At 70.0% G+C, this 23,830-nt stretch carries 26 protein-coding genes and 1 pseudogene; 11 read left to right on the top strand and 16 right to left on the bottom strand.

Features of this window, described 5'->3' with window-relative positions:
• Positions 1 to 24: 24 nt before the first annotated feature.
• The 5 genes from QIY60_RS13965 to QIY60_RS13945 form a co-directional block, all read right to left on the bottom strand.
• On the bottom strand, positions 25 to 666 hold the full coding sequence (locus QIY60_RS13965; protein WP_283142719.1) for a nucleotidyl transferase AbiEii/AbiGii toxin family protein: 642 nt from the start codon (positions 664 to 666) through the stop codon (positions 25 to 27).
• Positions 666 to 1,079, bottom strand: a complete 414-nt coding sequence (locus QIY60_RS13960; protein WP_283142718.1) for a hypothetical protein — start codon at positions 1,077 to 1,079, stop codon at positions 666 to 668. Before QIY60_RS13960 ends, QIY60_RS13965 begins: the two co-directional genes overlap by 1 nt.
• Positions 1,076 to 2,314 carry a site-specific integrase gene (locus tag QIY60_RS13955; RefSeq protein ID WP_283142717.1) on the bottom strand — a complete coding sequence of 413 codons (1,239 nt, stop codon included), beginning with the start codon at positions 2,312 to 2,314 and terminating at the stop codon, positions 1,076 to 1,078. Before QIY60_RS13955 ends, QIY60_RS13960 begins: the two co-directional genes overlap by 4 nt.
• The gene (locus QIY60_RS13950) at positions 2,314 to 2,526 is read right to left on the bottom strand and encodes a helix-turn-helix domain-containing protein (RefSeq protein ID WP_283142716.1); all 213 of its coding nucleotides are present in this window, start codon (positions 2,524 to 2,526) and stop codon (positions 2,314 to 2,316) included. The genes QIY60_RS13955 and QIY60_RS13950 overlap by 1 nt, the downstream gene beginning before the upstream one ends.
• A gap of 197 nt (positions 2,527 to 2,723) precedes the next feature.
• Entirely contained in the window at positions 2,724 to 2,975 is a 252-nt protein-coding gene (locus QIY60_RS13945) for a helix-turn-helix transcriptional regulator (protein ID WP_283142715.1), read from the bottom strand.
• A 609-nt stretch (positions 2,976 to 3,584) separates the two neighbouring features.
• On the opposite strand from QIY60_RS13945, the gene QIY60_RS13940 reads away from it, so the two are divergent.
• The 3 genes and pseudogenes from QIY60_RS13940 to mobC form a co-directional block, all read left to right on the top strand.
• Positions 3,585 to 4,853, top strand: a complete 1,269-nt coding sequence (locus tag QIY60_RS13940; protein ID WP_283142714.1) for a hypothetical protein — start codon at positions 3,585 to 3,587, stop codon at positions 4,851 to 4,853.
• Positions 4,850 to 5,599 (top strand): ATP-binding protein, encoded by a 750-nt coding sequence (locus QIY60_RS13935; RefSeq protein ID WP_349253917.1) that lies wholly within the window; start codon positions 4,850 to 4,852, stop codon positions 5,597 to 5,599. The genes QIY60_RS13940 and QIY60_RS13935 overlap by 4 nt, the downstream gene beginning before the upstream one ends.
• Before the next feature lie 654 nt (positions 5,600 to 6,253).
• Positions 6,254 to 6,910 (top strand): annotated as a pseudogene (mobC, locus tag QIY60_RS13930) (plasmid mobilization relaxosome protein MobC); the annotation flags it as partial.
• Between the two features lie 266 nt (positions 6,911 to 7,176).
• On the opposite strand, the gene QIY60_RS13925 reads toward mobC, so the two are convergent.
• From QIY60_RS13925 to QIY60_RS13915, 3 genes are all read right to left on the bottom strand, one after another.
• Positions 7,177 to 7,386, bottom strand: a complete 210-nt coding sequence (locus QIY60_RS13925) for a DUF397 domain-containing protein (protein WP_283142713.1) — start codon at positions 7,384 to 7,386, stop codon at positions 7,177 to 7,179.
• Positions 7,387 to 7,560: 174 nt separating this feature from the next.
• Positions 7,561 to 7,728, bottom strand: coding sequence for a hypothetical protein (locus QIY60_RS13920; protein ID WP_283142712.1), 168 nt, complete (start codon positions 7,726 to 7,728; stop codon positions 7,561 to 7,563).
• A 256-nt stretch (positions 7,729 to 7,984) separates the two neighbouring features.
• Positions 7,985 to 8,200: a hypothetical protein gene (locus QIY60_RS13915; RefSeq protein ID WP_283142711.1), complete on the bottom strand. Its 216-nt coding sequence runs from the start codon at positions 8,198 to 8,200 to the stop codon at positions 7,985 to 7,987.
• A gap of 144 nt (positions 8,201 to 8,344) precedes the next feature.
• Between QIY60_RS13915 and QIY60_RS13910 the strand changes: the two genes are divergently transcribed.
• A complete protein-coding gene (locus tag QIY60_RS13910) occupies positions 8,345 to 9,460 on the top strand; it encodes a helix-turn-helix transcriptional regulator (protein ID WP_283142710.1) in 1,116 nt (371 codons plus the stop codon).
• Between the two features lie 252 nt (positions 9,461 to 9,712).
• Here QIY60_RS13910 and QIY60_RS13905 read toward each other — a convergent pair whose 3' ends face one another.
• Entirely contained in the window at positions 9,713 to 9,934 is a 222-nt protein-coding gene (locus tag QIY60_RS13905) for a helix-turn-helix transcriptional regulator (protein ID WP_283142709.1), read from the bottom strand.
• A gap of 57 nt (positions 9,935 to 9,991) precedes the next feature.
• Positions 9,992 to 10,231, bottom strand: a complete 240-nt coding sequence (locus QIY60_RS13900) for a hypothetical protein (RefSeq protein WP_283142708.1) — start codon at positions 10,229 to 10,231, stop codon at positions 9,992 to 9,994.
• 154 nt (positions 10,232 to 10,385) lie between these two features.
• Between QIY60_RS13900 and QIY60_RS13895 the strand changes: the two genes are divergently transcribed.
• The 4 genes from QIY60_RS13895 (at position 10,386) to QIY60_RS13880 (ending at position 14,489) form a co-directional block, all read left to right on the top strand.
• Positions 10,386 to 11,417: a LuxR C-terminal-related transcriptional regulator gene (locus tag QIY60_RS13895; protein ID WP_283142707.1), complete on the top strand. Its 1,032-nt coding sequence runs from the start codon at positions 10,386 to 10,388 to the stop codon at positions 11,415 to 11,417.
• Positions 11,418 to 11,924: 507 nt separating this feature from the next.
• Entirely contained in the window at positions 11,925 to 12,353 is a 429-nt protein-coding gene (locus tag QIY60_RS13890) for a hypothetical protein (RefSeq protein ID WP_283142706.1), read from the top strand.
• Positions 12,354 to 12,553: 200 nt separating this feature from the next.
• Positions 12,554 to 14,026 carry an RICIN domain-containing protein gene (locus QIY60_RS13885; RefSeq protein ID WP_283142705.1) on the top strand — a complete coding sequence of 491 codons (1,473 nt, stop codon included), beginning with the start codon at positions 12,554 to 12,556 and terminating at the stop codon, positions 14,024 to 14,026.
• Positions 14,027 to 14,315: 289 nt separating this feature from the next.
• A complete protein-coding gene (locus QIY60_RS13880) occupies positions 14,316 to 14,489 on the top strand; it encodes a hypothetical protein (protein WP_283142704.1) in 174 nt (57 codons plus the stop codon).
• 717 nt (positions 14,490 to 15,206) lie between these two features.
• Here QIY60_RS13880 and QIY60_RS13875 read toward each other — a convergent pair.
• Positions 15,207 to 16,223: a LuxR family transcriptional regulator gene (locus tag QIY60_RS13875; protein WP_283142703.1), complete on the bottom strand. Its 1,017-nt coding sequence runs from the start codon at positions 16,221 to 16,223 to the stop codon at positions 15,207 to 15,209.
• A gap of 244 nt (positions 16,224 to 16,467) precedes the next feature.
• Between QIY60_RS13875 and QIY60_RS13870 the strand changes: the two genes are divergently transcribed.
• The 3 genes from QIY60_RS13870 to QIY60_RS13860 all read left to right on the top strand — a co-directional run bounded on the left by QIY60_RS13870 (position 16,468) and on the right by QIY60_RS13860 (position 18,482).
• Complete coding sequence (locus QIY60_RS13870) at positions 16,468 to 16,734, top strand: hypothetical protein (protein ID WP_283142702.1); 267 nt, start codon at positions 16,468 to 16,470, stop codon at positions 16,732 to 16,734.
• 107 nt (positions 16,735 to 16,841) lie between these two features.
• Positions 16,842 to 17,060 carry a hypothetical protein gene (locus QIY60_RS13865; RefSeq protein WP_283142701.1) on the top strand — a complete coding sequence of 73 codons (219 nt, stop codon included), beginning with the start codon at positions 16,842 to 16,844 and terminating at the stop codon, positions 17,058 to 17,060.
• Between the two features lie 663 nt (positions 17,061 to 17,723).
• Positions 17,724 to 18,482: a hypothetical protein gene (locus tag QIY60_RS13860; RefSeq protein WP_283142700.1), complete on the top strand. Its 759-nt coding sequence runs from the start codon at positions 17,724 to 17,726 to the stop codon at positions 18,480 to 18,482.
• 87 nt (positions 18,483 to 18,569) lie between these two features.
• On the opposite strand, the gene QIY60_RS13855 is transcribed toward QIY60_RS13860, so the two are convergent.
• The 5 genes from QIY60_RS13855 to QIY60_RS13835 form a co-directional block, all read right to left on the bottom strand.
• Positions 18,570 to 19,925 carry a helix-turn-helix domain-containing protein gene (locus tag QIY60_RS13855; protein WP_283142699.1) on the bottom strand — a complete coding sequence of 452 codons (1,356 nt, stop codon included), beginning with the start codon at positions 19,923 to 19,925 and terminating at the stop codon, positions 18,570 to 18,572.
• Between the two features lie 82 nt (positions 19,926 to 20,007).
• Complete coding sequence (locus QIY60_RS13850; protein ID WP_283142698.1) at positions 20,008 to 21,018, bottom strand: class I SAM-dependent methyltransferase; 1,011 nt, start codon at positions 21,016 to 21,018, stop codon at positions 20,008 to 20,010.
• Between the two features lie 20 nt (positions 21,019 to 21,038).
• Entirely contained in the window at positions 21,039 to 21,833 is a 795-nt protein-coding gene (locus QIY60_RS13845) for an ABC transporter permease (protein WP_283142697.1), read from the bottom strand.
• Entirely contained in the window at positions 21,820 to 22,602 is a 783-nt protein-coding gene (locus QIY60_RS13840; RefSeq protein ID WP_283142696.1) for a hypothetical protein, read from the bottom strand. The genes QIY60_RS13845 and QIY60_RS13840 overlap by 14 nt, the downstream gene beginning before the upstream one ends.
• Positions 22,599 to 23,582, bottom strand: coding sequence for an ABC transporter ATP-binding protein (locus QIY60_RS13835; protein ID WP_283142695.1), 984 nt, complete (start codon positions 23,580 to 23,582; stop codon positions 22,599 to 22,601). Before QIY60_RS13835 ends, QIY60_RS13840 begins: the two co-directional genes overlap by 4 nt.
• Positions 23,583 to 23,830 lie beyond the last annotated feature (248 nt).

The raw sequence follows: 23,830 nt of genomic DNA, 5'->3' as shown, positions 1-23,830 counted from the left end.
AGGCGACTGGGTGAGCTCCTGGAGCTAGTCCGCGGTCTCGGCGCGTACCTCGGCCAACTGAGCGCGGGTGATCCCGTAGCGGAGGAAGTCCTCGTCCTTGAAGCGGGCGATGCGGGAGAGCATCCCGGCGAAGATCTGCGGGTCGAAGCCGTGGTCTTTCTGGGCGCCCAGGCTGAGGAGATGGGCACGGGTGTAGTGGCCGCTATGCAGGAGTGCGACGACGTCGATGAAGTCGCGGGCCTCCGCTCGGTCGAAGAGAGCCGTCACCTTGTTGGCTGCCACGTCGTCGCGATGCAGGACGGGGCCGATGGCCATCTCGACCGGTGGGTGCAGCCGGGGGTCCACCAGCAGCTCGACGAGGGTGGCCCGTTCGAGGTCGGCCTCGGGGTTGGTCGTCGGGTCGGTGACCAGGAGCTGTATGCGCGTCTCGCCCAGCTGCCTGACGGCGACCGCCAGGCCGGCGGACCTGTAGGCCTGGGCGACAAGCTCCACCGCCGGGGCGAGTTCGGCTCGCCGGTCCCAGGTGGTGAAGAGATCGACGTCATCGGAGAGCCGCTCCACCACACGGTGGGCGCGGACAGCCTGGCCGCCCCCGAGCGCGAAGCCGTGCTCGCGGGCCGCCTCCAGACCGATGCGGATCAGGCGCTGGTGCAGTTCGTCTTCCACTAAGCGGCGGCCGCCGCTCGCAGCTCGGGGAACCGGTTCTCCCACAGCGTCCGCAGTGCGGCAGGCAAGACCAGCACTGTCCACAGCCTGTGCAGCGTGCTGGCGTCGAGATACATCCGGAGATCCTCCGGGTCCTGGCTCTCGCGCAGTACTGTCTCGTACATCACGGCCACGTCGGCATCGTCGGTGAGGTCGAAGGGGCGGGGCGGGCCCCAGTCGAGTCGCTTGGGCAGGCAGACGGTGCCGCGCGTCACGCCGTTCAGCTCGTCGAGCGTCTCGGCGACGGCGTATCGCCGTGCTGACGCGAATCCCCAGGGCTGCCCGCTCATGTCTCCATGATGGCGCACCCCGCGCGGGACAGCAGCGGTTGTGCCAAGCCAGTAGCCGCCCTGCACGGTGAACAAGGTCGTCACGCTTCCTCCGCCTCCCTCGTGAAATTGTCGGTCGTCGCCTCGTCTCGGGAGCGGGGGACGAACGGGTGGATCGTCGCCCCTCCCGCTTCCTCCTGCTCGGCGACCTCGGCCTCTGCTTCCGCGCGCTGGCGACGGACGTCGACGTCGATGGCTCCGGCGAGTTTGCGCTGGTGCTTGCGCGTGGAGTGCTGGTAGATGAGCTGGGCGCGCTCCGATGAGTGGCCAGCGCGGACCATGAGGTCCTTCATCTTCGCGCCGGTATCGGCGGCGATGGTGTTGCCGGTGTGCCGCAGGTCGTAGAAACGGAAGCCCTCGTGCAGGCCGACCTGGTCGCGGGCCTTGCGCCACTTGCGGCCGAAGGTCGTGCCGCGCAGCCGGGCCCCACGCTCGCCGACGAAGACCAACCCCTCGGGGCCGGCCTCGGCGAACCATTCGAGGTGACGGCGCACATCCAGGTGCATGAAGCCGGGCAGCGCGATCTCCCGTTTCCCCGCGCGGGACTTGGGGTCGCCGATCACCCGGCGGCCGACGTTCAGCTCGGGCGCTGCCCTGCGTACATAGAGGGCACTGCCGTCCGGGGCGATGTCTTTGCGACGCAGCTCGGCCAGTTCCTCCGGCCGCATGGAGGCGAACGCGCCGAGCAGGACCATCAGCCGCCAGCGGATGCCGATCGCCTCGGCGACCGCGAAGACCTGCTCGACGGAGGCGACAGGGCGTTCGTCGGCTTCCTCTTTGCCCGCGCCGCGGATGCGGCAGGGGTTGCGGCGGATCATGTCGTCGTCGACGGCGGTCTCCATGACGGCCTTCAGCAGCCGGTACGCCTTGGCCACCTGCGTCTTGCCCGTGGCCTGGAGGCGCTCGGCCCGCCAGGTGCGGACCTTGGCGGGGCTGATGACGTTGACGTATTGCTGCCCGAACGTCGGGGCGAGGTGGAGCCGCAGCAGACGGCGGTACAGCTCGTCCGTCGTCGGCGCGACGCCGCGTTCGTCGATCCAGCGCTTGGCGTAGTCGGCGAACAGCACCTCGCCAGCTGTCGGGTCGAGCCAGTCGCCCCGCGACTGGTCGGCCTGCATCTGCGAGAGGAAAACCTCGGCGTCCTTCTTCGTCTCGTACGTCTCCGGCGCTGGGCGCAGGATCCCGTCCGTGCCGGGGTAGCGGGCCTGGTAGCGGCCGGAGGGCAGCTTGCGTATCGCGCCGAAGCTGCGGCGCGGCGCCTTCTGGCGCGGACGCCCCACTACGCCGCACGCCCGTAGCGGGAGCGCCGGGTGCGGACCGGCTCGACCGTCCGCTCCTCGATATAGGCGGCCAGAACGCTGTCGGCGATGCGGACGTGCTTGCCGACCTTGACGTAGCGGATGCGCCGCTCGGAGACGAGGCGCCGGATGAAGCGCTCTCCGACACCAAGGCGCTCGGCGGCCTCGACAACGCCGAGGAGACGGTCAGCCATGCGGGATCACCTCCTTCGCGGCGAGGAGGTACGGGAGAGCAGGGGGTGTGGCCGTTCGGCGCAAGGAGGTTCCTTCTCGGGCACGGCGAGGCGACTTCCGCAGATGCCGGGTGTTGATCGCTCAGATGCGGGCGAAGTGAAGTGGGCTGTGGCTCACGGGCGTTGGCGCACCCGGGTGCGAGCTGGCGGCCGGGCCGCTACGGGGCCTCGCTGAGGAGGTCGAGCGGGGAGACGCCGAGGGCGGCTGCGATGGCGACGAGGTCGTCGACATCGCAGCGGCGCTGCCTGCGCTCGATGCGGGACAGCATCGTGAAGGTCATCGGGCGGCCCAGCGCCGTCACGCGGTCGGCCAGCTGCCGCTGGCTGACACCGCCTGCGGCGCGGGTCCGTTCGATGGACCGGGCGGTTCGCTGCCCGGTCAGGCCGATTCCCAAAGGGATTTTGATCATGCCTATTTTGTAACTCTGGATTCCCGGTTTCGGAAACCGTGGATCCGCTGCTATATTCCGCGGCTTTGTTGTCAGGTCTCCTGCCGGACCAGTGCGCTGGGCGCAATATAGACCGGGATTCCCGGTTGGCGAAATCATCGGGGCGCGACGCGGGGCACTCCACCAGAACATCGACTCCGACCTGGCATGACGTCGGGCACGGAACCATGGATTGCCTGCCGTCCGAGTCTTACCGGTTGCCCCTTTTCGCCCCGTTGCAATGGCGGACTATTTCGCCAGCCGGGGATTCGGGCTTACTGTTTGGATCCCCCCGCAGGGACGTGTTCGCCGTCAGCTGTTTGATTTCCCGGCGAAATACTGGACTTGCGCGGGGCGGGTGTGGCTGTGTTGGCCATGCCCGAAAGCAAGCAGGCCCCCGGCGCGCCAACGCCGAGGGCCCAGAGTCCCCTACCGATATCGCCCGCATCTGAGCAATCAAGCGGTGGCGTCGCATGCCACCGGGTGAGGAACGTCTATGCCCCACAGTAGGGCCTGCACGGCACTACTCGCGCCCCTGTCCGCCCACTCCCCCGCGTCACCGGCCCTCGCCGCGAAGGCGGGGCGATAGGCGTGGCGCGGATCCGCACCATCAAGCCCGAAGCCTTCGAGTCCGAGGACCTCGCGAGCGTCTCGGTCACCGCGATGGTGACGTTCTTCGGACTGCTCACCCAGTCCGACGACGCCGGGCGCTTTCGCGACCATCCGGCGGTCATCGCCGGGCGGCTGTGGGCGCTGCGCCGCGAGCACACTCCCGCCGACGTCGCCGACGACCTGGAGCAGCTGGCCCAGGCGGGGCTGATCTGCCGCTACATCGGCTGCGACGGCAAGCGGTGGCTGCACATCGTCACATGGGACCGCCACCAGCGCATCAACCGGCCCTCCGACTCGCGACTGCCGCGCTGCCCGGCCCACGACGCCGTGAAGGCGTGCGGGGAATGCGAGCGCACCCAGTGCCCCGCCGCACACCGCGACCCGGCGCCTGCCGAAGGCACACCGGAGGCGTGCGACGCCGCCGAGTCCGCAGCCCTCTCGACGAGCGGCGAGGCGTCGGCGCCCCGCTTCGATATTGAGCTTGCGGCCTCCGAGAGCACCCACGCCGCAGCCGCCGACGCGCCCCAGACCTCCACCCCCGCTGTGACCCAGGCCACCAATCCCATGGTGACCCACGCCACCATTGTGGCGCCGAGTGTGACCCGGGCCACCACGATGCGTGTGACCCAGGCCACCATGCCGGTCGAGGTCGCGGCCGAAGCCGTTGCCGCACCCCTCGCCCCCGCGCCCACCGCCCCGGTTCCGCTGGATGATGAATCCGCAGGTCAGGGCCTTCCAGAGGATCAGGGCGTGGTGATCGGGGCCACATTCAGTGAGGCTTCACGTACTGGATCTAGGATCGTGGATCCTGGATCTTCCCGTAGGGGGCGCGCGGCGCCCGCGCCGCCTTCCGCTTCCGAGGGACAGCCGGGCGAGGCGGGTGCGGGTGAGTGGTCGGCCAAGCGGCTGATGAGCGAGTACATCCGCGCCTGCCCCGGCGGTCGCGCCCCGAAAGCGTTCCTCGGCCACCTCGGCAAGCAGATCCGGCTGCTGCTGGAGGAGGGCTACGGACCCGACGTGCTGCGCCCGGCCCTGGAGCGGCTGCGGGCCAAGGGCCTGCACCCCAGCGTGCTGCCCTCGCTGGTGAACGAGGTCCTAAACGCCGAGCCGGTCCTGGCGTCGTCCGGCTGGAGCACGTCGTCCGCCTCCGGCGCGGGGCCCTGGGGCCACGCCCCCTCCCCCACCACCGGGTACACGCCGTACCTCAACGCCAGCGAGCCGACCGGGATCTTCGGAGTCGCCCTGTGACCGCCCTCGCGGCTGGCCCGCGCACGAGCGGCGAGAGCCCGGCGATGGCCTGGATCGCCCGCAAGCTCGCCGAACGCAACATCACCCTCAACCCGACCACCCCCGAGGTGGACGCCCCGGAGCCGTCTCCGGCGCTGGAGGCCGCGCAGCTGCGCATCCCGATCGACTACCGCGACGCCCGCGTCTCGCACCCGCAGGTGGAGGCTGTGGCCGGTGCGGCGGTGGCGCCGGGCGATGATCCGCTGGCCCCGCAGTTCGGTGCGTCCGGGCGGCGCCGTATCGCCCACGGGCCCAGCCTGCTGCTGTGGGGTGACACCGGTGCGGGCAAGACCCACCAGGCGTACGCGGCGATCCGGTCCCTGACGGCGGCCGGGTGCGGTGTGCAATGGCAGGCGATCAAGGCCGCCGACCTGTACGGGCAGATGCGCCCCCGCAGCGGCACCGACCCCGAACCCCTGCTGCGCCGCATCATGCGCACCCCGCTGCTGCTCCTCGACGACCTCGGCGCCGCGAAAAACAGCGAGTGGACCGAGGAGATCAACTTCCGGCTGCTCAGCTGGCGGGCCGAGCACCACCTGCCGACGATCATCACCACCAACCTCGCCCCCGTCCGCACCGAGCGGACGGACCCGCGCCAGCCGGTGCTGCGCGCCAGGGTCGGCGACCGGATCCTGTCCCGCCTGTCGGGCATGTGCACCCCGGTCCATCTGGACGGCCCGGACCGCCGCTACCGCCCCGCCGCCTGACCGCCATCGCGCCCACGCGCCGCATCAACCCGGACCGGACCGAACCCGGACGGCAACCGGCGCCGGGCCGGACCACCGCACCGAACCCGGACCACGGCGAACCCGGACCGCATCCGACAACCCGGACCGAACTCGGACGGGACCGGACCCGGACCGGCCCATGGCGAACCCGGACGGGACGGAAACCGAAGGGAACCCGGACGGAGACGGGGATGGTCCGGTGCGCAGAACCCGGACGGAACCCGGACGGCTCCAGAAACAGGCCGGACGGCCCCACCGAACCCAGACGGCAACCCGGACGGCAGCGAACCCGGACCGGAGCCCGGACAACGCCTGGTGACCCGGACGACGGCGAACCCGGACGGCACCCGGAGCCAGGCCGGACCGCCGCACCGAACCCGGACAACAACCCGGACCGGAGCGAACCCGGACGCGAGCGGGGAACGGCCCCCCGGACGGGGCCGCGTCCGCGGACGGTGCGGGCGAAGGTCGCCGCCGGACGCCAGCGCCGCTCGGCAGCAGCGCCGCAAAAGCCAGCGCCCGCCACGCCTTGGGCGTGAGACAGGACATGGCCCGCGCCCTGTCCCGCCACTACGCCCGCTGCCTCATCTGCAACTGACCTCCACCCCCCATTGATAGGGCCCGAACCACCCGATGAACAACGCAACAACGCCCGGCTCGCCGAGCCCATACCAGCCCAGGACGCAAGCCGAATCCCTTGCTATGGACGGCAGTTCTCCGAACGGCATCGCGCTCCCAAGCGGAGCAAGTTATCCCTTTGGAGACTCCACCCTCGGCGGAGTCTCCAAAGGGTCCCCCGCCCCTGGAGGGCAGGGCCTCGTCCGGCGCCGGGGGACGCTGGACGAGGAGGCTGCGACCGGGGGCGGACCGCAGAGGGGAGAAGACCAGCAACCCGCCGCGCCGACGCGCAGCGCATCGTCGTCTGCGTCGTCGCGTGCGCGCCGACGCTCCTACCAGCGCCGCCAGCGTCCCCATGTGCGCACCACGCGTCTGAGCGACGACGAACTCGCCCGCATCACCGCCGCTGCCGCGGCTGCGGGTGTCACCGTCGCCGGCTTCCTGGCCCGCGCCGCCCTTGATGCGGCCCGTGATCTCGACCGCGCTGCCGCTGCAGTGGCGGGTGAACGCGAGCTGGTCGCGGAGCTGTTCGCCGCCCGCCGTCACCTCGGCCACGTCGGCAACAACCTCAACCAGCTGGCCCGGGCCATCAACTCCGGTGACCGCCCCGCCGATGCCCACCTCGACGCCGTCCTTGATTCCGTGCAGCGGGCCACCGCCCACGTCCAGGCCGCCACCGACCAGCTCGTCGACCACCACCCCGACCAGCACACTGGGGCACGTGCCGACCGGGGCGGGTGCGGGACTCAGCGGTTCAGGTCCCGGTACTCCTCCAGCATGCGGAGCCCAGGGGCCAGGAAGTTCCGCGTCCCAGAGCAACGCTGCTCATCAGGAAGCACCCATGTGTGCCAACACGACAAGCAGCAGACCACCCGCACATGCTCCGGATCAGTCTCGGCGCTGCTACCGCATCGTGGGCACCTCTGCATTGGGTCTCCCTACGCCGACAAGTCGAACTCGCCCAGCTTGGCACCGCCCAGGAAGTCGGTCCACTCAACCGCTGTGAACTCAACCGTCCGGCCAGTCTCCGAGTTACGGACGGCCACCTTGCCGGGGATGTTGGTCGCCACCTCGACACAGCGTCGGTCGTTCGGGTCGTACTTGCACACGCTCGACGTGTGGAACTCGAATTCAGGTCGCTCAGCCATCGTGCGTTTCCTTCCTCCGAAGAACGGGGAATCGGTCCCCGCACCGTCGTGAACTTGCTGGCCCGCCCGGCCGTCTCCGCCTCACGGGGCGTGCGACCGGGCGGGGGCTTACCCCGAACCCCCGGCTGGGGCGGGACCACTCGTGACAGTTGGTCTCACCGGGGGTCGGGAGTCTCAGACTTCGCCGTCCTTGGAGTACTTGCGGCGGGGCATGTTGCGGGCAAGCGGGTTGCGCGGGATGTAGACCACACCTGAGCGCACGTCCAGCGCACCGCCGCACTTGGTCCACCAGCCCTCGGGAGAGTCCGCGTACGGGCCGTCAGGGTCGTCTACGAGGTTCACGAGCACCGGGGTCGGTAACGAGCATGCGGGCTGCCTGTGCAGCCTCTCAGGGATAGTCGTCACCTCAGCCCCTCCGGCTCGTTCGCCGGGCGGAACGCGCCGGTCTCCCACGTTTCCCCGCCGTCCGGCGGTGCCAGCGTGACCATGCGTGTGTCACCGTCCCACGCAACAGCCTTCCCGAGCCGCCCGCCCGCCGTGTCCTTGACCAGCACGCCGGGGGCGGGAACCCACGGAGGTCCGGGTACCACTGCCCACATCAGAGCGACCCCACGGGACGCGTCCATACCTGCGCCTGCCACGTCTCCGCATCGGTCGGCGACCGCAACGCGGCAGGGTCTACCGCCCACTCGGCACCACCACCCGGCGGAACCAGGTACGCGACCCCCTCGAACAGCTTGCTTACCTCACCGATCCGGCCGCTCGTCGTGTCCACCGCGTACGCGCCCGTGGTGGGGGTCCAGTGGTCAGCCATGGTCTCTCGCCGTCCCCTCGCGTGGTCGTGCCGGGATCGTCCCGCTCGGCAGCGGGACCACGTAGGGGCATCCCTAGGGGCAAGTCGCCACCGCGTCCCCGTTCGCCATCCGTCTAGGGGCAGCCGTAGGGGCAAGATGGGCCCATGGCCATCGGGGAACTGATCACAGACCTTCGGAAGGCTCGCGGGTGGAGCCAGGGGCGGCTAGCGTCGGCGATCAACGACACCTTCGGAACGAACCTCGACCGGGAGTATGTGAGCCGTTGGGAGCGTTCCAAGGTCACGCCCGGCCCGTTCTACCTGCGGTGCCTGTCCGCAGTCCTCGACGTGCCCCTAGCAGTGCTTGAGGGTGAAGTGAAGCGCCGTACGTTCCTGACCGATGCGGCCGGAGCCGCCATAGCCCCTGTCGTGGCCTCGGACCTGCTGTCCGCAGGGTTCGCCGCCCGCCTGTCCGGCGGTCCCACAGCGGATGCCTGGGAGGCCAAGCTGGCCACGTACGGCACCGAGTACATGAGCCTGGGCGCCGCCGACATCCAGCGGCGGGTCAGCGCGGAACTGGTCACCGTGCAACAGCAGCTCGACACACCCCAACTCTGGTCTGCGGCCTCCCGGTTGATGACCTTGTACGCCAAAACGTTTCCGGGATCGGACGGCTCCAAGGCCGTCCACTGGTACCGCATGGCAGCCAAGGCCGTCGACCACTCTGGAGACGAGGCGGCACGCGTGTGGGTCCGGGGCCGCGCGGCCATCGCCCTGGGGTACGAGGGGGCGTCCCTCGGCGTTGCTGACATGCTGGCCGATCAGGCAATGGCGATCAGCGACAAGCCCTCGCTCGGGCTGCTGAACGCCATCTTCGGCAAGGCCCACGCGGCAGCGATCCGAGGAGACCACGACACAGCGCGGAGACTCATCGAGCAAGGTCGACGAGTCTTCGACAAGACGGGTTCGTACGAGCAAACCAGCGACTACGCCGTGCCCTGGTGGCGAGTCAACGTGTTCATCTCACTGCTTGCCGCCCGGCTCGGGGACGAGAAGACGGCCGTAGCGGCGCAGGACGCAGCACGGACAGAACTGCCCCCCACGCTGCCTCGATTCGCCACGCACCTTGCAATGCATCGCGGGCTGATGATCGCTCGGTCCGGGGACAGCACGGGAGGGGTGGCCTACTCGCGGGCCGCTCTGGAAGCCCTGCCCCCTGAAAAGCACTCCTTGACCCTCCGGCTCCTCATGGCAGAGGTAGAGGGCCGGCCGATGCACTGAGCGTGCGGCCACTGGGAGCCACCAGGCCACCTCCTCAGGTCGGGCAGCGCAGAGTTGGAGCAGGGGGATCGGAGCAGCGGTGCCCAGAACCCGGTTGAGCGCAGCCATCTGGACGTCGGCTGAACGCTCCTCCTGTTGCCGCCGACAGCCCGGCCAGGTGGTAGGTGATCCGCCGTCACTATCGGAGTGGTGACATCGCTCAACCCGCCTGCAGACGGCGATCGCGGCCCTTGTCGTAGCGCAGCCGGTCAATCAAGGGGCGGGGTGCAGAGCGGTGTGGGCGAGGATGGCGAGTTGGATGCGGTTGCTAGTGCCGGTCTTGAGGCGCAGGCGGCGCAGGTAGGTGTCGACGGTGTGGGGGCTCAGCTGCATGCGGCGGGCGATCACGTGGTCGGTGGAGCCCTGGGTGAGGTGTGTGAGGAGTTCCTTCTCGCGGGCGGTGAAAGCGGGCAACGGTGCAGTGTGAGCGGTCATGGCTGGCCTCCGTGTGCTGGTGGGTGTCGCAGGCGGCTGACAGGGCTGGTCGAGGGGTCACGGCCCCCAGCCGTTGCCGCTGCCGCCGTCGTTGCAGACTTGCTGCGGTCCTGACGGCAGGGCGCCGAACTCCTTCAGGAGGGCAAGGTCCTCCGGGCTGAACCGCTTCACGTACTCCTCGGCCGTGACCCAGTGGCATCGGGTCAGGGCATTGCCCTCGGCATGGGCGGCGGCCGGGGCGCCCAGGGCGAGCAGGGCCGCGGTCACGGCGGTGAGGGCGAGGCGCTTCAGCTTCACGAGGACTCCGTTGGTCGGTCGGGTGAGGAGAGGGCCCCGGAAACCGGCGGAACGGCCGGCGGGGACGTGTTCAGCATGGCCGCCGCCGAGCCCCTGCACCACATGTCCCACCTGTCACTAAAGTTGCGTGGCAGTAAGAGGAGCGGGGGACGAAGTGGACAAAGAGCTTCATCTCGGGATGTTGTCGGGCGTCGGTGGGGAAGCGGATCGGGAGGTCTACCAGTGGGTGGCCGAGCACCGCCGTCTCGACGCGGGGGCCGCGGCCGAGGCCCTCGGTCTGGACACGGCGGATGCGGCTGCCGCGATGGAGCGGCTGGTGGCGGCCCGGCTCGTCCAGGTCGACCCGGAGGAGCCCGGGACCGGGTATGCCGTAGCTCCCGAGGTGGCGGCCGTGCAACTGGCCGCTCCGGTGGAGGAGGAGATCCGGGCCCGCCAGCAGCAGCTCCTGCAGATGCGTCGGCAGTTGCAGCAGTTCACCTCCGCCTACCAGCGCGGGGTACAGGCCGCGGGCGGTGCGCTGGAGGTCGTCTCCGGCATGCACACGGTGCGCACCCTCATGACCCGGGCCGCCTCGGCCTGCCGCAGTGAGGTCTTCACCTGTCAGCCCGCGGGCGGCTTCCGCACCCCCGAGACCCTGCGCGACACGCTGGAGCGCGACCGGCCCCTGCTGGACCGGGGTGTCCGGCTGCGGGTCCTGCACCCCCACACGTCCCGCTTCCACGCCCCCACCCAGGCGTACGTCGCCGCCGCAACCGAGCTCGGCGCCGAGCACCGCACCGCGCACGAACTGTTCGGCCGACTCGTCGTGTACGACCGCGAGACGGCCTTCCTCCCCCTGAGCGATGGCAGCTGGGGCGCGGTGGTGGTCCGCGAACCGCACACCGTCGCCTACCTGTGCGAGCTGTTCGAGCAGGCCTGGGAGCAGGCCGCCGTGTTCGCGGACGCCGCCAGCCAGGGCCTGGAACAGGTCGCCCGCGAGATCGACCAGACCATCCTGCGGCTGCTGGGCGCGGGCCTGAAGGACGAGGCCATCGCGCGCCGCCTGGGCATGTCCCTGCGCACAGCCCGGCGCCATATCGCCGACATCATGGACCGCCTCGGAGCCGACAGCCGCTTCCAGGCCGGAGCGGCCGCCGCCCGAACCGGTCTCCTCGACCCCGACCCGCAGGACTCGATCGCTCCCTGAGCCGCGCTGAACCGGCCCTGCAGGTCTGCTACTGACGTTCACATGCAGATGGCGATCTCTGGAAATCGCAGTCCTTGATCGCCTTCACCCCAGACCTGCTCGCTCAAGTTCCCCACCAGCTCCGGCGTGCCGACCCCCGAGACGTGGCGGCCACGGTGACGGGGCCAATGCATGCACTCGGACGGGAGTGGGGTCGTGGGCTTAGCCGCGCCCCCTGGTCCCTCCACACCCCGCGAACCGGCTCCCCAGCCCTGTTGTCAGCCCGCCGCCGCCACCCATCAACTCACTTTTGCTGCCTGCCTGTTGCTGGCCCATACATGCCTAGGTGGTGACCGGACCGAGAGGCGGAAATCCGGGACCTGGTGACCGGGACCCCAGGTGCGGGGACGGAATCTCGCGGATTTTCCCACTGCTTCCCGGCGCGCAGGATTCTTCCTGTCAGCACGAACATCACGGGCCCAACCGCCGAACGGCATCCTTGGGGCCGCGACAGGAAGGAGGCGCCGGATGGGGCCCACGACTCAGGCTCCCGAGAAACCGCAGGAGATCTTCGTCCAGGAAATCGCCCTGTTCCTCTCGGTCCACCTCGGACGCGCTCCGGGCCTGCTGTGGCCCGAACACGAACCTTCCGCCCCCTACGACGCTGAATCCACGCTGCCCGCCGCCCTCGCCCACCACCTGGGCCGGGACGTAAGCGTCCTGACCAGCCCCACCGGCGCCCCGCACCGTCCTCACGCCGCCCCGACCGCACAGGACGTACTGGCCTACCAGCTCGACGGGGCCGACACCTGGCACATCACCCCGCCAGCCGGAAACCCGTTGACCCTGCGCCTGCGCACCGGGGAAATGCTGTATGCCCCGGCCGGATCCCACGTCACCACGCAGCCACTGCCCGGGTCCCGGACCCTGGTGCTCGCTCTCGGCCCCGCCCTTTGAACACGGGGCGAGCCGAGCCCCCGCCGGTCTCCTCGGCCCCGATCCGACCAGCGGCGGCCACCACGCCACCGCACCCCCGACCGCGCGACGGTCGCCGGCCCTTCGGCGCCCGCCTCAACGGCCAGAGCCGATCCACAAACACCCCGCCCGGGCGCTTCGCCGCGCCCGGCAGCCTCTGCGTATCGCCAATGGAGAAGACCATGCCCGAGAACTCCACCGTTCCCCGCCCGTCCCGCCGACCGACGGCGATCCGGACCGCCGCCGCCACCATCACCGCCATGATCGGCCTGTCCATGGTGCCCGCACTCGCGACCACGGCCTACGCGGACGGCCCGGACTGCGACCAGGGCGCCTTCTGCGTGTGGGAGGACGCCGACTTCCAGGGACGCAAGTTCACTGGGACCGGCGACGGCCAAGCCTGGTTCACCGGGGGAGCGTCCTGGCTAAACGACGTGGTGAGCTCGGCGAAGAACAACACCGGCAAGTGGGTCGGCGTCTACGAGGACATCGGACCGCAGAAGATCATCAGCTGCTTCCCGCCCAACACCCAGCTCGCGAACTTCCGGGACAGCAAGCTGGGCGACGCCAACGACAAGGCCTCCGCGTACGTCATCGGCAACAGCGAACAGGACGCGTGCGGCATCGCGACACAGGCCACCAGAAAGATCAACTGCGACGAGGCCAAGCAGGACCCCGGCGTATCGGCGTCCGTCGGCAGCGGGTTCGCGCCCGGCAGCAGCGGCAACGCCAGCAACCTGGCCCTGTCTGCGCTAAGCATGCTCCAGGACGCATACCGCACGAAGGCCCAGCGTGGCGCAACCGTCCAGAAGCTGGTCGAGGGCGCATCCCGGGCGCAGCCCGGGCTCAACATCATGGTCTACGACGTCAAGCACGACCCTGACGACAGAGACCCCAACAAGCCGCGCTGGATCGACTCGCTCACCGGAGTCCACGAGGTGGGCGACGTGCTGTACTGCAACCAGTGGGACGGCACCATCCATACGTACCGGATCTGGGCCTTCGAGGGCGGTGAGTTCACCAACCAGTCCGACGGCGGCTGGATCAACTGGGGCTTCTACGGCCGCTTCACCCGCATGAACCCCGACGGTTCGGCCAACTCCGAAAGCGGCTCCCGGGTCCGTTTCTACCCGCAGGCCAACGGCACCCCGCGCTCGATCAACGGCATCAGCCCCGACTTCGGGACCGCCGGAGGCGGCACCGGCACCAGCGGCGGCTCGACCGGCGGCACGTCCGGCGCCTCGAACCGGCCGGCACACGGCCAGGTCGCGGCCCTGACAGCCGCCAACGGCCTGGCCGTCGACCTGGCACAGGGCAGCACCACCCCGGGCACCAGGGTCCAGGCCTATGGCAAGAACAACTCCGACGCCCAGAAGTGGGCGTTCTGGGACAAGGGCAACGGCAACTGGCTGATCGAGACCAACTTCCGTGGCGGCATGGTGATCGACCGCGATGTCAACTCCAACCGCACCGGCCTGTGGAAGACGGCAGAGGGCGCCACCAACCAGCTCTGGCAGTTCGCGGACGCGGGCAACGGCTGGGCCCAGATCCGCAACAGCCGCGACGGGAACTGCCTGACAGCCGACACTGCCGGGCAGGCGCTCGCAGTGCAGAGCTGCGATGGCAGTGACCACCAGAAGTTCCGGCTCGGCTGACCGCAGGGGAAGAACGGGACACCCCACTGGGATCTTTCCAGCGGGGTGTCCCCCTCGACCAGTTCCCCTCACGACCCCACCAGGTGTCCGCGCCAGCACCGTCGGCAGACACAGCACACGACCTCCCGGTCTGGCACATGAGCTGCCTGTCGCACGGTGGGGCCCGCATGCATCCGGGCCTGTACATCAACGGCGACCAGCGCGCGATCGAACCGTGCACTGGCGCCGACAACGCCCCAACTGCCCTCTCTCGCTACCTCATCCTCCCCCTTCGGCCAAAGGAATCCCCATGACCAAGACCCTGCCCCGCCTCGGCCTGACCGTTGCCGCCCTTGCCGCAGCAGCCACCGCCCTCCTCAACCCCGCCCTCACCCACCACGGCAACAACGATCACCACAGCAGCGCCATAACCCGCCCCCTCTGCAACGACGTCAAGGCCGCCGGCTGCCTCCACGAGGACTAACCCTCGGTATCCCCGGTACAGCAAGGCCCGCCGCAGCACCCCTGCGGCGGGCCTCACCCATGCCCGGTACCAACCCTGGACCCGTTCAAGACCGGTGGCGAAGGAGTACAGGAAGGGCAGGTCGGCATCGCATGCGAGGTTCAGCCGGCGGTAGCAGTCGACCAGGCCCGCCCCGGTGTCCAGGAGCTGGTGAACCTGGTACAGGCATTCACGGGTGGCCGCGGCCCGTCGGACGGCGACGGGCCGGTCTTGGCCCAGCAGGCGTTTTGCGCGGCGACTTCCCTCCAAGCCGCCTCGGCCAGGCCGTGCCACAGGCTCCGTCGATCCATCCACTGCGCGATGGCGGGGGCAGCGTCGGTGACGGCCTGGGCGAAGTCCGAGGCCACGTCCACCAGGGCACGTATGGAGGATGCCCTGGCCGCGCCGAGAGCGGTCACTGGCTCCGTGTCGACTGCAGCGAGGCGGCCACGACCCCCACCACTCGGAAAGAGGGGATCGCCCTCGCCGAGATGCTCCAGGCCGTCGGCCGCGGCTGGTACAGCGAGCTGGCCCCGCTCCTTCGGCAGCACGCGGAGGAACTGACCAGGGTCCGCCCTCCCAGCCCGGCTCCGGCTCCGTCCACCCCCTGGCCAGTGGATCCCATCCAGGCCCCGATGCTTCCCCATCATTGGGGCCCAGGGGCATCAACTCCGCCCCGTCCTTGGCCTGACGGTGTGCTCAGCTGCGAGTGGTGGGCAGCCATCCGTTCTGGACGGCGTGGGCACCGGCCTGGAAGCGGCTGCGGGCGCCGAGGGCGTCTATGAGCTCGGCGGCGATGCGGCGAGCGGTCCGGGGGGAGACCCCGAGACGTTTGGCGATGGCCTCGTCGGTCAGTCCCTGCAGAAGCAGGTGGAGTGTCTCGCGGTGCTGGCGGGTCAGCCCGTCCATGTCGCGTTCCGCCACGGTGCCCAGGGGGGTCGCTGCCTGCCAGATACTCTCGAAAAGCGCGCACAGGGCGGCGATGGTGCCTTTGTAGCTGAGCACCACCGCACCGGCGTGGGCGTCGTCGGTGTCCAGGGGCAGCACGGCCTCGCGCCGGTCCGAAATGATCATCCGGATCGGCAGGGTGGGGGTGGTGCGGACCTGCCCGCCGCGCTGGTGGAGCCAGTCCACGTGGTCGCGGGTGGGCTGGTGGTTACGGACACTGTCGAGGTAGACGGTGCGCATGGCTATGCCGCGGTCGAGAAGTTCGACGTTGGGGCGACGGCTGGCCTCCAGGTCGCTGGCCGTGTGCGCACCACCGGGCGCGAAAGTCATCATTTCGTGGCGGGTGTCGGCAGCCATCCGCGCCAGTCGGTCGCGGATCTCCTCCGGCCCGTGCAGGCTCTCGACGCCGGCAGCGCTGTACGGCCGCAGCGCGGAGCACTCGGCGATCAGTTGCGCGGCGGCTGCCCGGGAAGCGGCCACCCTCTGCTGATGGGCTGCCAGTTCGGCCTGCTGGCGAGCCAGCTCGGCCTGCTGGCGGGCCAGCAGCAGCTCCATGGCGTCTTCCGGGTTCAGCGGCCGGAACCCGGCGTCCTTCTGGCCCGAGGGCCTGACCAGGGCGAGGGCGCTCAGGCGGTCCAGGCAATTGCGCAGTGCCGTCTCATCAAGGGCAAGACGGTGGGCAAGTTCGCCCACCCCGTCCTTGGGGTGGGCGAGCAGGGCGCGGTAGACGCGTTCGGCCTCATTGTCGAGGCCCAGGAGCTCAAGCATGGAGATATCCCACAGTAGTGGCACAAGTTTGACCGGGGAAAAATCATAAGCGCCCGGGCATGTCTCCTGGTCAGTTCCTGTTCCTGCATAAACAGGCCCCGCCTGCTGTCTGTACGAAGGAATGCGCGCTGCCCACGATGGCTGCATGTATCTCGTGCATGTCCGACTCCGTGCCCCGGATCACACCGGTCTCCCCCCTGACGCAGCGCAGCTGTTCCTGAGCCAGGCCCGTGAGGGTGAGGGCGTGGAACACATCAGCGTCCACACCGACGGTCTGGAGGAGCCGGTCGTGGGGGTCTACCTCACGGCTGCCTCGCTGGCGGATGCGGAGCGCACAGCGGTGCTCGTCTGCCACCGGGCCCTTCTCGCGTGCTCCTCGCTGGCCGGCCTGTCCGTGCTGGCCTGCGGGGCCGCTCTGGTCCCCGAGTACTGGGACGGGCTCCTGGAGTGCGGTGGACGGGATATGCAGTTGCAGGATCCGTCCACCAGAAGTCCCTTCCACCCGTTCTGATGACGCAGCAGAGTAAGGGCATCGGCAGGAAGGAACCGGCCGACACCCGGGGGCCCGCGAAAGCGTCCCGGGATGCAACCACCGCGATTCACCCCGGGGGGAACCCAATGTCCGTGCTCGCCATCCGCGTCGTCAGGACCACCGCCGCCGCATTCCTCGCCGTCGGCGCACTGAGCCTGGCCCATTCGGCCACCGCGGACACCACCACGGAATCGCGCCGTGCCGTTGCCGCCGACCCGGTGACCCCTCCTCTCCACCTGGTCCTCGACCCGACGAGCCGTCCCGGGGACAACAAGCACCCGGTCGACGTCACCTGGGGTCACTGAAACTCCGCCGCGGGTGCGGGCCCCGGGACAGGGCCCTGCCGCACAGGCCCCGGACGGATCCCTCCCGCTTAGTCACAGCCCGCCGGGTGCTGCCCACCCGATACCCGCCCCGCTGTTGCCCGTACTTCCGCTTCCCCCCCCCGAACTGAGGGTCACCATGCTTCGCAGTCTCATTGCCACCGTTGGCGCACTGGCCGTTGCTGTCCGCTCCTTCACTTCCGCGGGCGAACAGTCCTCCGCGCACGGCAGCGGATCGTCGGATGTCACCGCGCTGGCCCGGCCGGCCGGTGATGTGCCGCTCTGCTGCTGACCCCACATGACTTTGCGGCGGGCGCGGGCATCCCGTATCGCCGAAACACCGCACCGGGGCGCCGCAGTCGCGCCGTACCCCGGTATGCACGGCCCGCCCTGAACGAGAGCGTGCGCATCCGGCGTGTGCCGACGCCGCCGGATCCTTCTCCCACGGCCGACACCAGAGGCCGACAGGGCCCTGCCGCCGAAGGAAACCGGGACCCTCTACTCCTCGTTTCCCCATCTTTCTTTCCCACCAGCTTGCCAACCGCCGAATACCCGGCCAGCCACTACAGGCATGCCCGGCGAACTATCGGCTTCCGTCGCTGTGCGACTTGAACGCACCGACAGAACAGAGAACTTGGAGGACGCATGGCGGCCAAGATGAAGCATTCGCCGGACCATGAGGACGAGTCCTACGACGTTGTCCAGCACCAGGACCCGGGCCAGAACTGCCTGACTCCGGTCATCCAGCTCCCCGCAGATGCCGCCCTCGCCGTTGTCAGCGCCCTGACCGGGATGGTGCGGGAAGCGCACAGGCAGGAGCGGACCGACCCCACGCCGCCCGGCGCCCTCAAGCGGGCGCAGGAGTTCGAGGAGGGCGACGTCTTTATGATCGAACCTCCTTTCGAGGGGTTCGTCTCGGGCCGATACCTGATGGACTTCTACGACGTCCGGGACCGGAACATATGCTCCCGTATGCACATCCACACGGGGTCTCGGTTCGTACGCATGATGACGGGCCCCGACACCACCATCAGGGTCTCCAGCCTGGCACCGGTCGATGTGCACCCCTCACCGACCTGGAGCGGCGGCCCTCTTGAGGCCTTCACCGACCTGCTCCCGGATGTCCCGGCCCCGCACGTCCGCCAGCGGCACAACGTCATCGTGCCCCCGAACTCGTGGGTCGACATGCAGGTGCCCTGCGGGGTCTCGCACCAGTTCAACGCCGTGGGCCCGAACGCTGTTGTCGATTCGGTGCACCCGGAGGAGTCTCTTGAGACCCTGCGGGAGGGTATGTCCGGCTACAAGATGATGGCGCAGACGATCTTCCTGGCGAAGGAGAGGAACGCGGCGCTGACCTGCCTTGAGACGCGGGGGGCATCGGTGAGTGCTGGCATCGCGAACTGACCCTGCAGACGCGTTCCGTCGGCCGACGGAGTCCGCACCACCCTCGGGACTGTTGCGGCCGCCCGGAACGACGACCAGCACACCCTCTTATCGGGTGGTGGGGACCGAGCCGCCGGGAAGGCGGGGGTGCGTCGCGAGGAGGCCGCCCCGGTGGCCCATGCAGCGCATGCCCTGCCGGTATGCCCACACCGCCCGCTCCTCCTGTCCCGAGCGCTCCAGAACCTCGGCGAGCTCCGCCCAGGCGAAAGCCGCCTGGCGTCCGGCCTCGGACGCCTCCAGCGTCAGCGCGCCCCGCTCGTAGGCGGCCCGGGCCGCTTCCTCGTCGCCCAGCTCCAGCTGAGCGGCGGCCAGCACCAGCAGGGTCCGGGCTGTTTCCAGGCGGTGGCTGGAGCCCAGCAGGTCCAGGGCCCGCCGGGCGTGGCCGACGGCCGCATCGGGGCGGCCCGAAAGCAGCTCAGCACGCGCCAGCGCCGTCTCGCAGTAGGCGAGGTCGACGGTGCTTCCCTGGCTGGCCAGGGTGTCGGCGCTCTGCCGCAGCAGTTCCTTGGCGGTGTCCACGTCCGGGGTGTCCGTCTGGAGGAGGACACCGGCGTAGGCGTTGCGCAGCCGGGCGAGCGCGCGGTGGTTGTCGCTCTCGGAATAGATCGCCAGGGCTTGGCGGATCAGTTCGAGAGCGTCACCGGAGCGACCGTTGCGGTGGGCGGCCACACTGGCGTTCCAGTAGACGGCGCCCAGCGCCTTGGGGTCGCTCACTTCTCTGGCCTGCTCGATGCCGAGGGCCGCGAGGTAGGCCGCACGGTGCAGGTCGCCGCGCTCGACGTGCAGCCCGATGAGGGTCGAGACGAGCTCGATGCCGACCACCGTGGGGGCGAGGTTGAGGTCCTGGACGTGCGACAGGGTGGTTTCAGCGAGGTCGATGGCGTGGGAGAGGTCGCCGAGCTCCCGGTAGCAGCGGCACAGTGCCACCACGACGGAGAGTTCCGGGACACGGCTGTGGGGATGCCGTGCCGCGGTACGCAGCGCCTCGTAGCGCACGGCGGCCTCCTCCAGGCGGCCGCTGTGTTCGAGTGCGCGGGCGGCCCCGAGCTCCGCGGCTTCCTCGGTCACCCGGTCACTGTCCGCCGAAGCCTTCTCCCGAAGGGCCTCGAAACCGCGCAGGGCTCCTTCCGGGTCACCGCTGCGCAGCAGCATCTCCGCGTAGTGGAGCTCCAGTTCAAGGTCATCCGCCCCAGGCTCCTCGATGAAGCCCAGCAGACCGGCCGGATCGCAGGACAGGCGTTGGGCCAGCTGTTCCAGAACGGCGGCCGAGGGATTGCGCTTGCCCGCTTCGAGCAGGGAGACATAGCTGGGCGACAGGTCGTCGCCCGCCAGGTCGGCCTGGGACATCCCGGCTTCCCGACGCAGCTGCCGGATCCGGGATCCGAGCCCTTTCAGATCTACCACGACCACACCTCCGTGACTCGCGACGAAGACTAACACTTGACAACCCGAGTCAAGCTGCCGGGCGGGCCCGGAGGAGCCGGGCTCATCCCTGTTTCACCGCACTGATCAGGGCATAGCCGAACCGTCCGGTCCTGAGGTTCCGTCCCGAGTCCCGGGCCAGGCGTTCGGTGAAGAAGCGGCGGTAGGTATCGGCACTGCCACAGTCGCTCGTCCGCAGCTTCTGCGCGCGGGAGGGGAGTAGGTCCAGGGCGCGTACGACGTCCTGGGTGATGTCGCGCTGCCCTGTCACCTGAAGGCCGGCCGCTGCCGCCCCGACACCGGGCGACGGTGCCGCCCGGTCCCACTCGTCGGCGAGCAGCAGATGCCCGCCCGGGCGCAGCACGCGGGCGGTCTCGGTCAGGAACCGGTCCGGGTCCGTGAAGCAGTGCATCGACTCCACGGACAGCACTGCGTCGAAGTGTGCGTCGGGGTACGGCAGGAACTCGGCCTCCCCCCGGCGGAAGGAGAGGCCCGGCTCGCGGTGCGTGCGGCGGGCGAACTCCACGTTCGCCGGCGTGCTGTCCAAACCGACGATCGAGCGCGGACGATACGCGCGGGCCACGAGCGCGGTCCCGCCCCCGCGCCCGGCACCGACGTCGAGCACGTCGGTGTCCGCCAGGAGAGCCTGCCCAGCCGTCAGGTGGTAGAGCCGGGCGGCGGACTCCCAGACGGGGCTGGGCGGGATCGGCAGTGCGGGCGGCGTGGGGAGGCCGTCGTCGTACCCCATGTTCATAAAGGTGAACCAGGAGTCCGGGTACAGCACCGTCATGACGTGGTACTTGGCGCGGTACAGCTCCGCAGGGCCGCCTCCGGAGGCGGGGACGGGGTCGGGGTCGAGAGAGGACGCTGCGAGGACGCGCTCGGCGACCGCCCGGCAGACCTCGGGCGAGGGGTGCTGTGCGCCGGGAGTATGCGCGGCGATGTGCTCCGCCGCGCGGCGCCACCGGGCGGCCTCGTCCGTGGGGGCGGGGAACCAGGTGAGCGCATCGAACAGGTGCAGCGTCTGCTGTGCGTCGAGGGGGGCGAAGGGACGGGTGGCGGGGGGCCGGTTCATCGGGGTCTCTCCTGCTCGGTCTAGATCAGGAAGTCGTTGCCCGTACGGCGCAGCCGCCGGGTCTGGATGCGTAGCCCGACTGCCGCCGCGGACACCCACAGCAGTCCTATGAGGGATTCCATCCCCGCCGGGCGGAGCACCTCGGCAAGACCGGCTCCGTCGTGCAGCGCCCGCAGGGCCGTGATGCCGTGGGTCAACGGCAGTACGGAACCCACCAGCGCCCGGAGCCCGTCGGGCGGCAGCGGAGCGAGGACCCCGCTCAGGGCGAGCAGCAGGTACGAGCCGAAGTTCGTCAGGAACACATCGGCGCGCCGCCCGACGGCCACGACGGCGAGAGCCAGGCCGAAACCGCTGGTGGTGACCGCAGTCAGGGCGTAGAGCGGCAGGGCGGCGGACAGATCGGCCAGCAGACCCGGGTCGGCGGTGAGCAAGGCGACCAAGGGGACGGCGAGCAGGGCGGAAGCAAGGCCTTCGGCCGCGTACACCAGCCACCGTGCCGCCACGACGGCGAGCAGCGGGAGCCCGGTCATGCGCAGCCGGTACAGCGTGCCCTGGACCCGCTCGTTGATCAGCACGTCCGGGGCCTTGATCACGGTCGCATTCACGACGTTGAAGGCCGATGCCCCGATGCCCGCGGCCAGCGCACCGTCCGGTCCGCCGACGGCACGGCCCAGCACGGTGAGGAAGAGGACCTGGAGCAGGGCGCGGGGGGCCACTGTTCCGAGGAGGATCCTGGGCGGGTATTCGACCAGGTACTCCCGGGCTCCGAGCCGGCCGGTCGTGGCCAGTGCGGGCATGAGGTCAGAAGATCTCAAGGTTTCCCTCCTCGCGGGCGCGGTGCAGGACCCGCCGGAACGCGAGGCGCGCGGCGGCGGCGTAGAGCAGCCCAGTCGCGGGCAGCGCGAGCCAGGCCGCAGTCGCGGAAGGCTGTCCGGCGGCGGCGTCGGTGAGCAGCACGCTGAGCCAGTGCAGGCTCAGGCCGCCCGCGAACGGGCGGATCCAGCTGGGCAGTTCGGTGAGTGGTATGAGCAGTCCGCCGATGACGAAGACCGGATAGACCAGTACCTCCGCCACCCGTATCGCCGCACGGGTCAGCAGGAACAGGCACGCCACGAGCAGGCCGAGCGGGATGGTCGCGGCCAGACCCATCACCAGGGCGGCGGTGAACGCCGCGGGGTCGGCGATGTGCACGCGGTGGCCGCTGAGTGCGGCGGCGGACGAGACGGAGAGCATGATGACGCCGACGGAGAGCGTGGTGGCGGCGATGGTCTTGCCGACCAGGACCGGCCCGAGCCCGCCCGGGCGGGAGCAGACGGCGGGGAGGGTCCCGCTCCAGAACTCCTTGCGCAGCACCATTCCCGAGTGCCACAGCGTGGCTGTCCAGGCGGCGAGGACGCCGCTGCCGAGGACGAGCGCGTCGGCGTCCAGGCGGCCCGTGCGGTTGGCTGCCAGGGTGAGGGTGACGTAGGTGGCGGGCTGGACGGCCGCTCCGACCAGCACGCTCAGCCACGAGATGCCGCGCAGCTGCAGGCGGAAGGCGGCGGCGGACACACGCCAGGGAGCCGGCAGGGGAAGTGCACTCATGAGGCGGCCCGCACGTCGTCGGCGAGTTCCTTGAACACCTGCTGAAGGCCGGAAGGCGTGACCCGCACATCGGTGATCTGCTGGTCCGGCCACAGGTCGGCGAGCTGGCGCAGCGAGTCGGGTGTCCAGGCGCGCACGTGCAGGTCCCACGACCACGTGGAGGCGTCCTGGCGCAGCTCTCCGACGTGGGTGAGCGAATGCAGGGAGACCGGCGGTCTCGCCGGGGCGGCGCCGCGACCGGTCAGGGTGACCACGGCGGCGGTCTTGGCCCGCTCCAGCAGCCGGGGCAGGGGCAGGTCGTGCAGGACGCGACCACCGTGCAGGACCACCGCTCGCTCCGCGAGCTGCTCGATGTCGTGCAGGTAGTGGCTGGTGAGCAGGATGGCGGTGCCCTCCTGCTGCATGTGGGAGACGGCGGTTCTGATGTTCTCCGCCTCCGCGGGGTCCAGCCCGACCGTCGGTTCGTCCAGGAGCAGCAGCTCGGGACGGGTGACCATGCCGATGGCAAGGTGGAGGCGCTGGCGCATGCCCTTGGAGTAGGTCTCGACGGGGCGGTCGGCTGCGGCGGTGAGGCCGACGAATTCCACTGCCCGGTCGCAACGGCGCCTGAGTTCAGGGTCTTTGAGGCCGGTGAGTGTGGCGAAGAAGCGCAGGTTGTCGCGGGCCGAGAGGCGCAGGTACAGGCCGCGCTCGCCACCCAGCACCAGGGAGAGGCGGCGCTGTGCCTCGCGGGGCTGCCGGACGACGTCGTGCCCGCAGACGTGCACCGTGCCGGTGGTGGGCAGTAGCAGGGTCGAGACGATCTTCAGCAGAGTGCTCTTGCCCGCGCCGTTCAGCCCGAGCAGGCCGACGAGTTCGCCGGGCCTCACAGTCAGATCCACCCCCTTGAGCGCCTGGACGGTGCCGTGGCGCCCGGGGAAGGAGCGCGTCAGCCCGGTGACCGTCAGTACTGCCGGGGTCTGTTCAGTTCCGGTTGTCATTCGGGGGTCCTCATCATCGCTGGGCGGACAACGAGTCGGGCTGCCACCGAGCCGTGCTCGGTGGCAGCCCGATCTGATCAGGACCGTCAGATGGTCTCGGCCATCATGGCCGCGCCCAGGACCATGTCGAGCTCGTCGTTGCTGAACAGCTCGGTGATCTCACGGTAGATGCTCATAGCATTATCTCCTCATTTATCAGGGCCTTCCCTGTCCGGCCCTTGTGACTCACACTCTACGCAGCTCAGTCA

It is taken from the genome of Streptomyces sp. BPTC-684 (assembly GCF_030028635.1).
Taxonomy (GTDB): Bacteria; Actinomycetota; Actinomycetes; order Streptomycetales; family Streptomycetaceae; genus Streptomyces; species Streptomyces noboritoensis.
The sequence above is the reverse complement of the archived record's forward strand: the minus strand, read 5'-3'. Positions and strand labels throughout refer to the sequence as shown.